The 14,750-nt window shown below is 63.6% G+C and carries 14 protein-coding genes; 10 read left to right on the top strand and 4 right to left on the bottom strand.

Annotated elements, in window-relative coordinates; translation table 11 throughout:
• Nucleotides 1-405: 405 nt before the first annotated feature.
• Genes NHF53_RS03085 through NHF53_RS03055 form a run of 7 tightly spaced genes read left to right on the top strand, consistent with a single transcriptional unit; the run spans nucleotide 406 to nucleotide 7,899 of the window.
• A complete protein-coding gene (locus tag NHF53_RS03085) occupies nucleotides 406-732 on the top strand; it encodes a helix-turn-helix domain-containing protein (protein ID WP_252833055.1) in 327 nt (108 codons plus the stop codon).
• Nucleotides 729-2,750, top strand: coding sequence for a hydrogenase 4 subunit B (gene hyfB / locus NHF53_RS03080; RefSeq protein ID WP_252833054.1), 2,022 nt, complete (start codon nucleotides 729-731; stop codon nucleotides 2,748-2,750). The genes NHF53_RS03085 and hyfB overlap by 4 nt, the downstream gene beginning before the upstream one ends.
• On the top strand, nucleotides 2,741-3,697 hold the full coding sequence (locus NHF53_RS03075; protein ID WP_252833053.1) for a respiratory chain complex I subunit 1 family protein: 957 nt from the start codon (nucleotides 2,741-2,743) through the stop codon (nucleotides 3,695-3,697). Before hyfB ends, NHF53_RS03075 begins: the two co-directional genes overlap by 10 nt.
• A complete protein-coding gene (locus NHF53_RS03070) occupies nucleotides 3,697-4,362 on the top strand; it encodes a hydrogenase-4 component E (RefSeq protein WP_114363938.1) in 666 nt (221 codons plus the stop codon). Before NHF53_RS03075 ends, NHF53_RS03070 begins: the two co-directional genes overlap by 1 nt.
• On the top strand, nucleotides 4,359-5,822 hold the full coding sequence (locus tag NHF53_RS03065; RefSeq protein ID WP_252833052.1) for a hydrogenase 4 subunit F: 1,464 nt from the start codon (nucleotides 4,359-4,361) through the stop codon (nucleotides 5,820-5,822). The genes NHF53_RS03070 and NHF53_RS03065 overlap by 4 nt, the downstream gene beginning before the upstream one ends.
• A 16-nt stretch (nucleotides 5,823-5,838) precedes the next feature.
• Nucleotides 5,839-7,350: an NADH-quinone oxidoreductase subunit C gene (locus NHF53_RS03060; protein WP_252833051.1), complete on the top strand. Its 1,512-nt coding sequence runs from the start codon at nucleotides 5,839-5,841 to the stop codon at nucleotides 7,348-7,350.
• A gap of 15 nt (nucleotides 7,351-7,365) precedes the next feature.
• The gene (locus NHF53_RS03055) at nucleotides 7,366-7,899 is read left to right on the top strand and encodes an NADH-quinone oxidoreductase subunit B family protein (RefSeq protein WP_252833050.1); all 534 of its coding nucleotides are present in this window, start codon (nucleotides 7,366-7,368) and stop codon (nucleotides 7,897-7,899) included.
• A gap of 111 nt (nucleotides 7,900-8,010) precedes the next feature.
• Here NHF53_RS03055 and NHF53_RS03050 read toward each other — a convergent pair whose 3' ends face one another.
• A complete protein-coding gene (locus tag NHF53_RS03050) occupies nucleotides 8,011-9,180 on the bottom strand; it encodes an ATP-binding protein (protein ID WP_252833049.1) in 1,170 nt (389 codons plus the stop codon).
• A 191-nt stretch (nucleotides 9,181-9,371) separates the two neighbouring features.
• Entirely contained in the window at nucleotides 9,372-10,319 is a 948-nt protein-coding gene (locus NHF53_RS03045; RefSeq protein ID WP_252833048.1) for a LysR family transcriptional regulator, read from the bottom strand.
• A 101-nt stretch (nucleotides 10,320-10,420) separates the two neighbouring features.
• Here NHF53_RS03045 and NHF53_RS03040 point away from each other — a divergent pair, with 101 nt between their 5' ends.
• Genes NHF53_RS03040 through NHF53_RS24055 form a run of 3 tightly spaced genes read left to right on the top strand, consistent with a single transcriptional unit; the run spans nucleotide 10,421 to nucleotide 11,485 of the window.
• The gene (locus NHF53_RS03040) at nucleotides 10,421-10,867 is read left to right on the top strand and encodes a cupin domain-containing protein (RefSeq protein WP_252833047.1); all 447 of its coding nucleotides are present in this window, start codon (nucleotides 10,421-10,423) and stop codon (nucleotides 10,865-10,867) included.
• A 29-nt stretch (nucleotides 10,868-10,896) separates the two neighbouring features.
• On the top strand, nucleotides 10,897-11,316 hold the full coding sequence (locus tag NHF53_RS03035) for a hypothetical protein (protein WP_252833046.1): 420 nt from the start codon (nucleotides 10,897-10,899) through the stop codon (nucleotides 11,314-11,316).
• A gap of 43 nt (nucleotides 11,317-11,359) precedes the next feature.
• Entirely contained in the window at nucleotides 11,360-11,485 is a 126-nt protein-coding gene (locus NHF53_RS24055) for a hypothetical protein (protein ID WP_256481251.1), read from the top strand.
• 459 nt (nucleotides 11,486-11,944) lie between these two features.
• Here NHF53_RS24055 and NHF53_RS03030 read toward each other — a convergent pair whose 3' ends face one another.
• Both NHF53_RS03030 and NHF53_RS03025 read right to left on the bottom strand, forming a co-directional pair.
• Nucleotides 11,945-12,742: a hypothetical protein gene (locus NHF53_RS03030; RefSeq protein ID WP_252833045.1), complete on the bottom strand. Its 798-nt coding sequence runs from the start codon at nucleotides 12,740-12,742 to the stop codon at nucleotides 11,945-11,947.
• A 273-nt stretch (nucleotides 12,743-13,015) separates the two neighbouring features.
• A complete protein-coding gene (locus NHF53_RS03025) occupies nucleotides 13,016-14,743 on the bottom strand; it encodes a biotin carboxylase N-terminal domain-containing protein (RefSeq protein WP_252833044.1) in 1,728 nt (575 codons plus the stop codon).
• Between the last annotated feature and the right edge of the window lie 7 nt (nucleotides 14,744-14,750).

Genomic DNA, 14,750 nt, shown 5'->3' with positions numbered 1-14,750 from the left:
CGGATCATGGATTCATCGCGTTCGATGCCGGAGCCACGCGGGGCGGCGCCTCACCGCGCACTGCAATTGAAACGACCAGACCTTCCGCAACGACAACGCCTGAAATCCATAGTCGGCATCGGCTGTCCGCACAGCGATCGAGCATATTGGACATTTCCGGCTAATTCGGGGTCGTTCTGACGGAGCGAATTTGCCGGAAATGCTCATTGATCGGCAAGTGTCTCGACGAAGAGCCAGACCGCAAAAGTCTACCGGACAAGATGCACGAGCGTCCGAACACATCCCTGTCTCGTCTTCCCCTCGACAGAACCAGCGTGACCGAAGGTCGCCATGCGCGCGAGACACGGGAATACGATTTGAAACATCAATAGATTGGTAGTAGATATAAAACACCAAGGCTGAAACATGAGAAGCGATGGCGGAACCGTGATTACATCCGCTCAATTGCGAGCCGCCAGGGCTCTTCTCGGAATTGACCAGCGCAAACTGGCCGGCCTCGTCGGTGTGTCCGTCCCGACGATCCAGCGCATGGAAGCAAGCCCCCACGTCATCCGCGGCAATGTCGACTCGCTGATGCGGCTCCTGCGCGCTCTCGACGATGCCGGAATCGCCTTGATCGACGACGGAGAGGCGAGCGAGGGGGGCGGTCGCGGCGTGCGGTTGAAGGCGCCGCCGTCCCGCGGAACAACCGAAGAGACCGCAAGCACCCCAGGTGCGGGGGAACCGTCATGACCCCCGTCCAGGTCGTCCTCGTCTCGGTCGGCGCCTATCTGGGCACAGCAGTGCTCGGGGCGGCCGCGGGACGGAGAGCCTGGGCAACATCCCTCGTCTACGCGCTCGCCTTCTGCGTTTCCGCGGTGGTCGTCGCGACCGCAGTCTCGCAACTGCTTGGCGCGGCGACAGGAGGTCCGGCTTCCGAGGTGGCGTTGCCGCTCGGGCTTCCCTGGCTCGGATCGCATCTCCGGCTCGACGCGCTCTCGGCCTTCTTTCTTTCGGTCGTCGGGCTCGGCGGCGCGCTCGCGAGCCTCTACGGCCTCGGCTACGGGCACCATGAAGAGGCACCGCAGCGCGTGCTTCCCTTCTTTCCCGCCTTCCTCGCCGGCATGACCCTCGTGATCCTCGCGGCCGACGCCTTCACCTTCCTCATCTCCTGGGAATTCATGTCGCTCGCCTCCTGGGCGCTGGTGATGGCGCACCACCATGAGGCCGCCAATCGCAAGGCGGGCTATATCTACATCGTCATGGCGAGCTTCGGTACGCTCGCACTGCTGCTCGCCTTCGGCCTACTGGCGGGGTCGGACGGCAATTATGCCTTCGCCGCGATCCGCGCCGCAGAGCATACGCCGCTCGTTGCTGGAAGTGTGCTCGTGCTTCTTCTTCTCGGTGCCGGTTCGAAGGCCGGCCTCGTGCCGCTGCATGTCTGGCTGCCGCTCGCCCATCCGGCCGCGCCGAGCCATGTCTCGGCGCTGATGAGCGGCGTCATGACCAAGGTCGCCATCTACGGCTTCGTCCGCATCGTCTTCGACCTTCTGGGACAGCCCGCACCCTGGCAGGGCATTCTGGTCCTGGTGATCGGCGGAGCAACCGCCAGCCTCGGCATTCTCCATGCGTTGATGGAACGGGACCTGAAGCGCCTGCTCGCCTACAGCACGATCGAGAACATCGGCATCATTTTCGTGAGCCTCGGGCTGACGCTCGCCTTTGCGGCAAACGGCATGACGGGCCCGGCGGCGCTCGCCTTCACGGCCGCGCTTTTCCATGTCCTCAACCACTCCTTCTTCAAGAGCCTGCTCTTCTTCGGCGCCGGCGCCGTGCTGAGCGCGACCGGCGAGCGCGATATGGAAAAGCTCGGCGGCCTGATCCACCGGATGCCGGTTACCAGTTTCGCCTTCCTCGTCGGCAGCGTGGCGATCTCGGCACTGCCGCCCTTCAACGGCTTCGCCTCGGAATGGCTGGCTTTCCAGGCGATCCTGCAGAGCCCCGACCTGCCGCAATGGGGGCTGAAGATCATCGTGCCTGCGATCGGCGGGCTGTTGGCGCTCTCCGCGGCGCTTGCCGCCACCTGCTTCGTCAAGGCGTTCGGCGTGACCTTCCTCGGGCGCCCGCGCACGGCAATCGCCTCCGTGGCGACGGAGGTCGACCGCTTCTCGCTTGCCGCGATGCTGGTGCTTGCCGCACTCTGCCTCCTCGCCGGTATCCTGCCGGGCCTCGTCATGGATAGCCTCGCCCCGGTCGCGCTTGCACTTCTCGGCGACCGCCTGCCGTCCCAGGCCGGTATTGCCTGGCTGTCGATCGTGCCGATCACCGAAACCCACAGCTCCTATAACGGCCTGCTGGTCTTCCTCTTCATCGCCTTCTCGGCCTCGGTTGCCGCCTTCCTCGTTCATCATCTCGGCTCGCGGGCGCTCCGGCAGGCCCCGGCATGGGACTGCGGCTTCCCCGAGCCGAGCCCGATGACGCAGTATTCGGCGGGCAGTTTCGCACAACCGATCCGCCGCGTGTTCGGCACGCTGGTCTTCCGCGCCCGCGAGCGGGTCGACATGCCCGCCCCCGGCGAACTGCGGCCGGCGCGACTGACCGTCACGACCCGCGACCTGATCTGGGACTGGCTTTATGCGCCGTTGACCGGCGTGGTCGGCTACATCGCGGAGAAGCTCAATCACCTGCAATTCCTGACGATCCGGCGCTATCTCAGTCTCGTCTTCGTCGCCCTCATCCTCCTGCTTCTGGTGGTGGCGCTATGGACGTAATTTCCTCCTTCCTCATCCAGTCCCTGCAGATGGCGATGGTCATATCGCTGGCGCCCTTGCTCACCGGCTTCGTGCGCAAGGTGAAGGCGCGGCTGCTGCGCCGCCGCGGACCTTCGGTCTTCCAGCCCTACCGCGACCTCGCACGGCTCTTCCGCAAGGAAGCGATCGTGGCGGAAAACGCCTCGTGGCTCTTCCGGGTCGCGCCTTATCTCATCTTCGCGGCGACCTGGGTTGCGGCCGCGATCGTCCCGACCTTTGCGACGGGGCTCATCTTCAGCTGGACGGCGGACCTGATTGCGATCGTCGCTCTCCTCGGCAGCGCGCGCTTCTTTCTCGCGCTTGCCGGCATGGATGTCGGCACGAGTTTCGGCGGGATCGGATCGAGCCGTGAAATGATGATCGCAACCCTTGCCGAGCCGGCAATGCTGCTGATCATCTTCTCGCTGGCGCTCGTCGCCGGTTCGACGCAGCTTTCCAGCATCGCCGCTTTCGTCAATTCACCGGAAGTCGGCCTGCGCGTCTCGCTCGGCATCGCGCTCGTCGCCATCGTCATGGTGGCGATCGCGGAGAACGCGCGCATCCCCGTCGACAATCCCGCGACCCACCTCGAACTCACCATGGTGCACGAGGCGATGGTGCTCGAATATTCCGGCCGGCATCTGGCAATGATCGAACTTGCCGCCTCTTTGAAGCTCCTGCTCTACGTCTCGCTGATCGCCTGCATCTTCGTGCCCTTCCAGCTTGCCGGCCCCGGCGACGCACCGGCCGCCTACCTAACCGCGGCACTCGCCTATCCCGTCAAGCTCGCCGTCGCCGGCATTCTGCTTGCCGTCTTCGAGACGGCGACCGCCAAGATGCGGATCTTCCGCGTTCCGGAATTCCTCGGCGCAGCCCTGATGCTCGGCCTGCTCGCGACCCTTCTGCGCTTTGTATCGAGGAGCTTGTGATGCACGGTCTCGTCTTCGACATAGCGCACCTTCTGGCCGGCGGCCTCGTCGTCGTCAGCATGATGATGCTTTATCAGGATCGGCTTTACGCGCTCCTCAACGTCTTTGCGCTGCATTCGCTGGTGCTGACCCTTTCAGTCGCCTGGCAGGCCTATATCCAGGATGCACCCCACCTCTATGTGACGGCGGCGATCGCGCTCATCTTCAAGGCGATCGTCATTCCGGTCGTGTTGCACCGGATGATCCGCCAGCTCGGCATCCACCGCGAAATCGAGACCGTCGTCGGTATCGGGCCGACCATGCTCGCCGGCATCGGGCTCGTCGCGCTCGCCATGGTGGTCATGCTCAGGGTCACCCCCGGTGCCAATCCGCTGGTGCGCGAAGACCTCGCCTTCGCGCTCTCGGTGCTGCTGATCAGCCTGCTGGTGATGGTGACGCGGCGTAACGCGGTGAGCCAGGTGGTCGGTTTCATGTCACTCGAAAACAGCCTCGTGCTGGCCGCGACCGGTGCCAAGGGCATGCCGCTCGTCGTCGAGATCAGCGTGGCCTTCTCGATCCTGATCGCCTTCATCGTCATCGGCGTCTTCCTCTTCCGCATTCGCGAGCGTTTCGACACCGTCGACGTCGCTGCCCTCGACGACTTCAAGGGGAGGATGCGCAAATGAACGCGCTCTCGCCCCTTCTCGCCTTCGACGCCGAGCGTGTAGTCCTCGTGATCCCGATCGTCGCCGCCGTGGTGCTCGCCGTCCTGCCCGGCTACCGCCTCACCGCGCGGCTCAACGTGGTCGCGAGCCTGCTCACGCTGCTGGCGGCGCTTTCGCTCTTCGTCACGCCGCGGCCCGAGGCCGGGCAGTATCTCCTCGTCGACGACCTCAACATCGTCTTCATCGTGCTCAACACCTTCGTCGGTTTCACGACCAGCGTGTTCAGTGCGAGCTACATCGCCCATGAACTGGAGATCGGCCGGCTGACACCGGCAAACCTGCGGTTCTACCACGCGATGTACCAGATCATGATGTTCGGCATGAACCTCGCCTTCGTGTCGAACAATATCGGCCTGATGTGGGTGGCAGTCGAACTTGCGACGCTGACCACCGTGCTGATGGTCGGGATCTACCGCACCCACGAGGCGCTCGAAGCTGCGTGGAAGTATTTCATTCTCGGCAGCGTCGGCATCGCATTCGCCCTTTTCGGGACGATCCTCGTCTATCTCGCGGCGCAGCCCGTGGTCGGGGAAGGCTATGACGCCATGGTCTGGACGATCCTGATCCAGCACGCAGCCGCCTTCGACCCGGCGCTCCTCAACATCGCCTTCGTCTTCCTCTTTCTCGGCTACGGCACCAAGGTTGGGCTCGCCCCCCTTCATGCCTGGCTGCCGGACGCCCATGCGGAAGGCCCGACGCCGATCTCGGCGGTGCTTTCCGGCCTGTTGCTGAATGTCGCGCTCTATGCGGTGCTGCGCTTCAAGATGCTGCTTTCGGCAAGTCCCGAGGCGCTGGCGCCCGGACCGCTGATGATGACGATGGGGCTCGCCTCGCTGATCTTCGCCGGCTTCATGCTCTACCGGCGCCGCGACATCAAGCGCATGTTCGCCTATTCCTCGATCGAGCACATGGGCATCATCGTCTTCGCCTTCGGGCTCGGCGGGCCGCTCGCGAACTTCGCCGGTCTCCTGCACATGGTCATGCATTCGCTGACCAAATCGGCGATCTTCTTCGCTGTCGGCCACATCTCGCAGATCAAGGGGACGCAGCGGCTTTCCGCAATCCGGGGGCTGACTGAGACGCATCCGGGCCTCGGCTGGGGACTGCTCGCCGGGGTCGTGGCGATCGCCGGCCTGCCGCCCGGCGGCATCTTCATGAGCGAGTTCCTCATCGTGAGCTCGGCCTTCTCCAAACAGCCGATCCTCGGCGTCCTGCTGGTGTTCGGGCTTCTCGTCGCCTTCGGCGCACTGCTCCTGCGGCTGACCGGTGCGGCCTTCGGCCGGCCGCGCGGCAGCACGGCGCCGGCGGAGGCCTCCTACCTGCCGATGTATGCCCATCTCGCGCTCGTACTGATCGCCGGGATCTACCTGCCGCCGCCGCTGGTCGCCTGGTTCCAGCACATCGCAAACCTTCTTCGCTGACGGGAGGGAGATCGTCGTGACAACACTCGCCGAATTCCTCCTAGAAGGCCGAATGGTCGAACAACATCACCCGTTCGCACGGGCTGTCGTCGATGAAGCGGGCTGGCTCGCCGCGGCCGAAGCGCTCGCCGCGGGACGCTGGACGCTGCTGGGCCTCTGGGGCGAGGCGAAGGCCGTGCACATGGCGCTCTTCGAGGAACCGGGAACAATCGGTGTCGTGAGCCTCGAAGGCGTGACCGGCAGCTATCCTTCCGTCGCGTGCCACCATCCACCGGCGATGCGACTCGAACGAACGATCCGCGACCTTTTCGGACTGGAGCCTGTCGGCCTGCCCGATCCGCGGCCGTGGCTCGACCATGGGCGCTGGGGCGTTCGCGCGCCCCTCGGCGAAGCGGGGCCGGCGGTTGACACCGGCCGTGCCTACCCTTTCCTGCCCGCGGAGGGCGAAGGCCTGCATCAGATCCCCGTCGGTCCCGTCCATGCCGGCATCATCGAGCCGGGGCATTTCCGGTTTACCGCGAACGGCGAGACGATCGTCCGGCTGGAGGCGCGGCTCGGCTATGTCCACAAAGGCATCGAGGGGTTGATGGCGGGTGCCGATATCGGCCGCGCGGCGCAGCTTGCCGGACGGACCTCCGGCGACAGCACGGTCGCCTACAGTCTTGCCTTCGCGAAAGCCGTGGAGGCGGCGATCGGTTTCGGGGCCCCGCCGCGGGCCGTCTGGCTGCGCGCGCTGATGGCCGAACTCGAACGGCTGGCGAACCATCTGGGCGACATCGGGGCGATCTGCAACGACGCGGCCTTCGCGTTGATGCTCGCCCATTGCGGCGTGCTGCGCGAGACGGTGCTGCGCGCCGCCGAGACCGCCTTCGGCCACCGGCTGATGCGCGACCGCATCGTGCCGGGCGGCGTGACCGCCGACCTCGAAGGCGACGGGATTACCGCGATCCGGGCGCTCGTCACCAAGATCCGCCGACGCTTCCCGCATCTCGTCGAACTCTACGACAACACCGCCTCGCTGCAGGACCGGACGGTGACGACCGGCATCCTGAAGCCGGAACTGGCACGACAGTTTGGCGCCGGCGGCTATGTGGGCCGCGCCTCGGGACGCGGCTTCGACGCGCGCCAGGTGCTGCGCTACACGCCCTATGACCGGCTCATTTTCGACGTCCCGGTCTTCGCCGAGGGCGACGTCAACGCGCGGGTCTGGGTCCGCATCCGCGAAGTGGAGCAGAGCCTTTCCATGATCGAGCAACTGCTCGACCTCCTGCCCGATGGACCGATCGCGGTTCCCGTGCCGGACCTCGGAATGACTTGCGAGGGCGCGGCCCTCGTCGAGGGTTTTCGCGGCGACATTTTCGTCTGGCTGCGGCTTGCGGCGAACGGCACGGTCGAACGGTGTCACCTGCGCGACCCGTCCTGGTTCCAGTGGCCGCTGCTTGAGGTCGCAATCGAAGGCAACATCGTCGCCGACTTCCCGCTCTGCAACAAGTCCTTCAACTGTTCCTATTCGGGCCACGATCTCTAGGGAGGGATGGAAGCCATGCGCAAACTTCTCTTCGAGAGCCTCCTGCGGAAACCGCTAACCGAGAAGGGCCCGGCACCTTCGGATGCCGCAGCCGAAGAGCTTGCCCGTGCCGTCGATGAGGCGGCGCGCCGCAGGCTCGGACGCAGCCTCTCCATCCGCGAGGTCGATGCCGGATCGTGCAACGGCTGCGAGCTCGAAATCCACGCGCTCAACAACGCCTTCTACGACATCGAGCGCTTCGGAATTCGCTTCGTCGCCTCGCCGCGCCACGCCGACGTGCTGCTCGTCACCGGCCCGGTGACCAAAAACATGCGCGAGGCGCTGGAACGGACCTATGCCGCAACGCCCGCCCCCAAATGGGTGGTCGCCGTCGGTGATTGCGCCCGCGATGGCGGCTGCTTTGCCGGAAGCTATGCGGTGACGGGCGGCGTCTCCGACGTCGTTCCGGTCGACCTTCATATCCCCGGCTGCCCGCCCTCGCCCACCCGCCTGCTCGAGGGCTTGCTGGCCCTCCTTCAACGGGTGGATGGAAAGCGCGGGACGGGGTGAGAAGCCGAGTACTTGCCGGCGGAGCTCGAAGAGCGCTGAACATACGATCAGACCCGGAACAATCACACCTGCGCTGCGACCGTCGAAGATCCTCGCCCGCTCGACATCATCTCATTGCCCGAGTTCGGCAAGTTCGGTTGCCAGTTGACGTAACGGAAGAACCTCGGTCTGAGCGCTGAGTGGGTAAGCATCACGACCGGGATAGACAACGATCCGTCGCTCGGGATGGATGTCTTCGCACGCGTGATGGAAACCGCGTTCAACTTTTGGACTGAGGCTTCTCTTGATCTCGATTGCCCACCGCCGTTGACGAGGCAGCGTTAGAACCAGATCGATCTCGGCGCCGGCGGAGCTGCGATAGAAGTGCGGCAGAGAACCCTCAGGCATAGCGGAAATTAGAGTCTCGATCACAAAGCCTTCCCAGCTAGCTCCGCTCACTGGATGACCAAGGAGGTCATCCAGGCCTTCCAGTCCAAGAAGCGTGTGAAGGAGGCCGGAGTCTCGAACATAGATGCGAGGGGATTTGACCAGTCGCTTGCCGACATTGCTGTGCCAGGGCTCAAGTCGGCGGACCAGAAGCAGGTCGACCATCAGGTCGAGATAGGAAGACACCGTCTTGCCGTCGACGCCGAGGGATCGCGCGAATTCCGCTGCATTCAACAAGCCCGATTGATGGTGAGCGAGCATGGTCCAGAAACGTCGCAATGTCTCGGCCGCAATCCTGGGACCCAGCATCGGGATATCGCGTTCGAGGTATGTCCGGATGAAATCCTGGCGCCAGCGCTGACTGATCCGATCGCTCGCGGCAAGCAAGCTGTCCGGAAAGCCTCCCCGGAGCCATAGATTTTGGAGGTCACCTTCCGTTACCTCAAGCGCATCAATCGGTGCGAGTTCGAGATACGCAATACGGCCTGCGAGGGTTTCGCCAGATTGTTTCAACAGATCGATAGATGCCGATCCGAGCAGGAGGAAGCGGCCGGTACGAATACCTTTGCGACGACCACGGTCGATTAGCCCCCGCAGGCTCCGAAACAGATCCGGGACCCGGTGAACTTCGTCCAGGATGACGAGCTGATTCTCGAAATTCGAAAGATAGAGTTCGGGTTCTGCAAGCTTTGCCCGGTCGGCGTCGGATTCGAGGTCGAGATAGACCGCAGACCGGCTTTCGCCAATCTCAAGGGCGAGCGTGGTCTTTCCAACCTGCCTCGGGCCGAGAAGCGCAACGGCTGGGTTGGTGTTTAGCAGCTCGAGAAGCTGTACGGCTTTTCTTCTACGGATCATCCTTGTATTTATGGAATTTAATTCCAGAATTGCAAGGTTATTTTCCAACTTCTAACCGTAAGGTTCAGTCGTCCCGAACAGCCACGGATACTGGGTGTAGCAGGAGGACATAGCCGAGGTCACGGTCTCCTCTGGGATGGCCGTCCACAGAACTCGACAACGGACACGCATCGCCTTCCTCGAACGCTGGCCTACGTCCGTTCCTCGTCTTCGTTCAGGGGGGCAAGAAGCTCCAGAACCAGGTCCCGCAGCCAGCGGTGGGTCGGGTGATTGGTGTTGCGCCTGTGCCAGATCATGCAGATGAGAACCGGATTGATCGGCATGGGTGGCGTGTAGATGGCGAGGCCCAGACGGGGAGCCACCTTGCGCGCGAGCTGCTCCGGCAAGAGCGCGACGAGATCGCTGCCCGCGACAGCATTAATGACTCCTCCGAAGACCGGCATGGTCATGACGACGCGCCGTTCCCGCCCGATCCGTGCGAGCGCCGCATCACCCATGGCCTTTAGCTTGCCTTCGGGCGAGAACACCACATGACCGAGATCGCAAAAGAGGCCGATCGGCACAATCTCGCCTTCTCTGACTTCAGCCGGCTCGAGCCGCGGATGCCCTCTGCGCGCAATCATCACGAAGCGGGACCGGAAGGCCGGCGCATTGTCGGTCCAGGTCGGAAAGTCGATCTTCGGCACAAAAGCGAGGTCGATGCCGTGCCTTTCGAGCGTCCCGACATAATTGTCAGGCACCAGGTCGACGAGTTGCACCTGGATCTTCGGCGCCAGCCGCGAGAGCGCGTTCGCAAGCGAGGGCATCAGCATTTCCGCGAAGAAGTCCGAGCCGGAGATCTTGAAGCTCTGCTCGGCCTTCGCCGGATCAAAGCTGGCAGGCCCGGCAAGGAGCGCCTCGACATCGTCCAGAATGTGACGCAGAGGGAATTCGAGACTTCTTGCATATTCCGTGGGCACGAGACGCTGCCCCTCTCGCACGAAGAGCGGATCGTTCAGGGCATGGCGAAGACGACCGAGCGCGGAGGAGACGGCCGGCTGCGAAAGGCCGATGCGTTCGCCGGCCTTCACGGTGGATTGCTCGTGCAACAGGGCATCGAGCACCCGCAGAAGATTGAGGTCGAAGCTCGATAAATTCATTCGACGAATTTATTCTATAACAACTATCGATTTCAATTATAGATTCCAATCTGGCACGCTTTCCCGCATCGATCACGATGACACGACGGCGGGAGGCTTCGATGGTTGCGCGTTCGGTACCCTACAGCGTCCAGTGGCTCGGCACGACCTACAGGATCTCCCTGACGGCGGAGCAGACGCAGACGCGCGTCGGCATCTTCGAAAGCCTCGATCAGCCGGGCTACGGCCCTCCCCGCCACATCCATAATCGCGAGGACGAGACCTTTCACGTCCAGTCCGGCGAAGTGGAGTTCTGGATGAATGGCCAAAGGCGACTGGAAGGTCCGGGCAGCATCGTCTTCGTTCCGCGCGGAACGGAACACACGTTCCGGGTTGTCGGCGATCTGCCGGCCCGAATGCTCACCATCATGACCCCCGGCGGCTTCGAAGGCTTCTTTGCCGAAATGGCCGAACACAATTGCCGTATCCCCGAAGACATGGATCAGGTGGCCGCGATCGGCGCACGTTTCGGTCTGACATTCACCGGGCCGCCACTCGGCGCGGCCTGATATCGCAAGCGCGAAAAGGAGCAACGGACATGCGCGGCATCTCCTTCTGGTTTTTCATGACGGCGGTCGTCTACGTGACGCTCGGAATGATTTGGGGCATCGTCATGGCCGCGACCGGCGACCACAGGCTGGCGGCAGCCCACGCCCACCTCAATCTCGTTGGCTGGGTGACGCTCGCCCTCTTCGGCATCTACTATCACCTCGTTCCCGCGGCCGGCGAACATGTACTGGCAAAGGTGCATTTCGCCGTGGCCACCACTGGGGTGGTGCTGATCGTCCCGGGAATAGCCATGGCACTTTCGGGTGCAGGCGAGTTGCTGGCCAAGGTCGGCTCGGTTCTCACCCTCGCGTCGATGCTTCTGTTTGCAGTGGTGGTCTTCCGTAGTCGGAAAGCGGCGGAGGTGCCTGAACGGGCCACGGTCAGCCAAGGCCTCGAACAATCCGCCTGACATGACGTGCGATGAGATTTCCTGTTGAACGATGGAGAGACAGATGGTTCTCCGCCCCATAGGAATGGCCGAACACGATTGCCGTATCCCCGAAGACATGGATCAGGTGGCCGCGATCGGCGCACGTTTCGGTCTGACATTCACCGGGCCGCCACTCGGCGCGGCCTGATATCGCAAGCGCGAACAGGAGCAACGGACATGCGTGGCTAACACCTCAGTCCCGAGGCCGGTGACCGCACCTGGCCCTTGTTCCCTTCGGTGGTAACGGAGGCGAGAAATTCGGTGGCCAGCGCTGCCTGCGGGGCGTTCAGGTTTCCGATCGCCAGCGGCCATCCATTGTAGACATCGCTCGCGCTGTCGGTGACACTGTAGTTGTCGGTGCCTCGATAGGAGATGACGGTCTGGCTGTTCCATTCATAGGCGACGGCGTAGAAACCGACTGCTTCCGAACCAGATGGTAGATCGACATCCTTTACAGTTGCGTCCCCGATGCAATGGCCTGCTTCGCCTAATCCATCGAGTTCTCCATCAACCCCCGTTATTCCGTCTTCAATTCCAACCCATAGCCACGGTTGTAGGCGTCCATAGATGGGATGGCCAAGAACAGTTCTTCAGTAATTTGCATCATCTATCTCCGAATGAAATCGCCGTGGGATACGCTTCTGGAAAACGGAATATCAGTTGTGCGTCCTGTCGCGGGACTCAGTTTCGGCTCAGGATATGGCCCGAGCCACTCGAGCATCTTTTGGATTCTCCCCTCTATTACCGACTCGTCGGTGATACTCATGGCGATGGATTTAAGCCTGTAGCCGGGACCGAACGAGGCTTCGAAGTTTGCAGGATCAACTCGTTTGACGCTCGTCGGATCAGCGATATCGTCGAAGGTCACCAGCAGGGGATAGTGCTCGCGAGGCACGTCGCGGGACTGGCCGGTGTTGGCAACCAGTCGGTCGAGATAGGGAAATATCTCTTTCTTTAGCAGCGCCTTTCCCTCCAGTTCCGGGAAAAAGGCGGTATAGGCCGTCCATTCGGTGTAGCCCTGCAACAGCGCGAAGAGATAGCGGCCCTCGCCAAGGTCGAGAGCCACGGCCTCGCCGGTTACGCCGCCGCGTTGCATGCCGGCAGCATCGCCCACGCCCGTCCATTTGGGCGGAAACTCGATACGCGCCGAGGTGACCGAACTGCCGGACTTCAGTCCCTCGGGCGTCATCACCGACACCGTGAGTTTCTGCCGCCACTGCCACTCGTGAAAACCCAACATGTCACATCCCGAAAGGGCAGCGACGACAATCAGGCTGAGCGCTAACTGCAAATCTCTTGTTATGCATCTCATGCTGGGTACCTTCGCGACATGAAAAAGGCGATCCGCAGGAGATGTGGCCGAGAGGAACCTTGCATCATCACTGACAAGCTTGAATGCCTGCATCCGTTGCCTACTTCGTATCTCCTTCATTGTCGGAGGCGAGGAAAACGACGCCGGCCACGGGCGTAATGCCACGAGAGAGGCCAACAGCCACAACCGTTGGCAGCACGCTAGACAGGCGTCACCGTTGATACAAGCCGGTATGCACGATCTCTGCGTGCAAACCGTCCCTCTACAATCGAGATAGTTCTATTACTGTTTACCGTCCGTAAACAGACGGGCATGGTGCCTCTGGTCGGCGCGGCATCGACGAAGAGCGCGGCCACCGCCCGCCTTCTACTCCTCGTAGCGGCCGAGGGTGGCGCCGGCTTCGAGATAGCTGCCGGTTCCGGCGACAATGCGGAAAGTGCCGTTCCGGGCTGCCGTCACCTGCGTCTCCATCTTCATCGCCTCCATGACCGCGAGCAGGTCACCCTTTTCCACCGTGTCGCCGTCGGCGACCTTCCAGGCCTGCAGCGTCCCTGCGATCGGCGCGGAGAGGACGGACGGGTCCGCGGCGGGCGTGGTCTGCGGTGCGTTTCCGCCGGCGGGTGCTGCCGCAAAACCCTGGAAGAATACTGCCGGAAGGGCAAGTTCGTGCCGGCGTCCGTCGATCTCGACATGGGTACGGACAAGCGCGGGCTCGGCGACCGGCTCCGGCCGCGCTTCCGCCTCCAGCCGTCCGGCGAACTCGTTCTCGATCCAGCGGGTATGGACCTTGAAGCCGTCCACGCCGACGAAGTCCTCGGCCTCGATGGCCGCACGATGGAAGGGGAGCACCGTCGTCACGCCTTCGATCCGGAACTCGGCCAGCGCCCGGCGGGCGCGTTTGAGTGCCTCCTCCCGTGTCGCGCCGGTGACGATGAGCTTCGCCACCAGCGAATCGAAGACGCCGGGGATCGAGGAACCGGTCTCGACGCCGCTGTCGAGGCGAATGCCGGGACCGGACGGCGGCACGAACGCGCCGATGCGGCCGGGCGTCGGCAGGAAGCCGCGGCCGGGATCCTCGGCATTGATGCGAAACTCGATCGCATGACCTCGCGGCGCCGGCGTCTCCGTCACGCGAAGCGGCAGGCCCTCGGCGATACGGAACTGTTCGACCACGAGGTCGAGGCCGGTCGTTTCCTCGGTCACCGGATGTTCGACCTGCAGGCGGGTGTTCACTTCCAGGAAAGAGATGGTGCCGTCGACGCCGAGGAGGAACTCGACCGTGCCGGCGCCGGAATAGCCGGCCGCCGCACAGATCCTGCGCGAGGCTTCGTGGATCGTCTCGCGCTGGGCGTCGGTCAGGAACGGAGCCGGCGCCTCCTCGATGAGCTTCTGGTTGCGCCGCTGCAGGGAACAGTCGCGGGTGCCGAGCACGACGACATTGCCGTGCCTGTCGGCGATGACCTGTGCCTCGACGTGCCGCGGGCGGTCGAGGAAGCGTTCGAGGAAGCATTCGCCGCGGCCGAAGGCGGCGGTCGCCTCGCGCACGGCGGACTCGTAGAGCTCGGGTATCTCCTCCATCTTCCAGGCGACCTTCATGCCGCGTCCGCCGCCGCCATGGGCGGCCTTGATCGCGACCGGCAGGCCGTGCGCTTCGGCAAAGGCAAGGACTTCGGCCGCTGAGGAGACGGGGCCGTCGCTGCCGGCAACGAGCGGTGCGCCGACGCTCGTTGCGATGCGCCGCGCCTCGACCTTGTCGCCGAGCGCCTCGATCACCTGCGGATCGGGGCCGATCCAGGCGAGGCCGGCCTCGATCACCGCGCGGGCGAACTCCGCGCGCTCCGAGAGGAAGCCGTAGCCCGGGTGGACCGCATCGGCGCCGGAGCGGCGGGCGACCGCGATCAGCTTGTCGATGTCGAGATAGGTCTCCGCCGGCCGGGTGCCGGAAAGCCCGTAGGCCTCGTCGGCCAGCCGCACGAAGAGCGCGTCCATGTCGGGGTCGGCATAGACGGCGACCGACTGCAGGCCGTAATCGCGACAGGCGCGGATGATCCGCACGGCGATCTCGCCGCGGTTGGCGATCAGGACTTTTCTCATCGGGTGT

Source organism: Ciceribacter sp. RN22 (genome assembly GCF_024054295.1).
Taxonomy (GTDB): Bacteria; Pseudomonadota; Alphaproteobacteria; order Rhizobiales; family Rhizobiaceae; genus Allorhizobium; species Allorhizobium lividum.
Note: the sequence above shows the minus strand (reverse complement) of the source record. Positions and strands in the feature narration are given on the sequence as shown.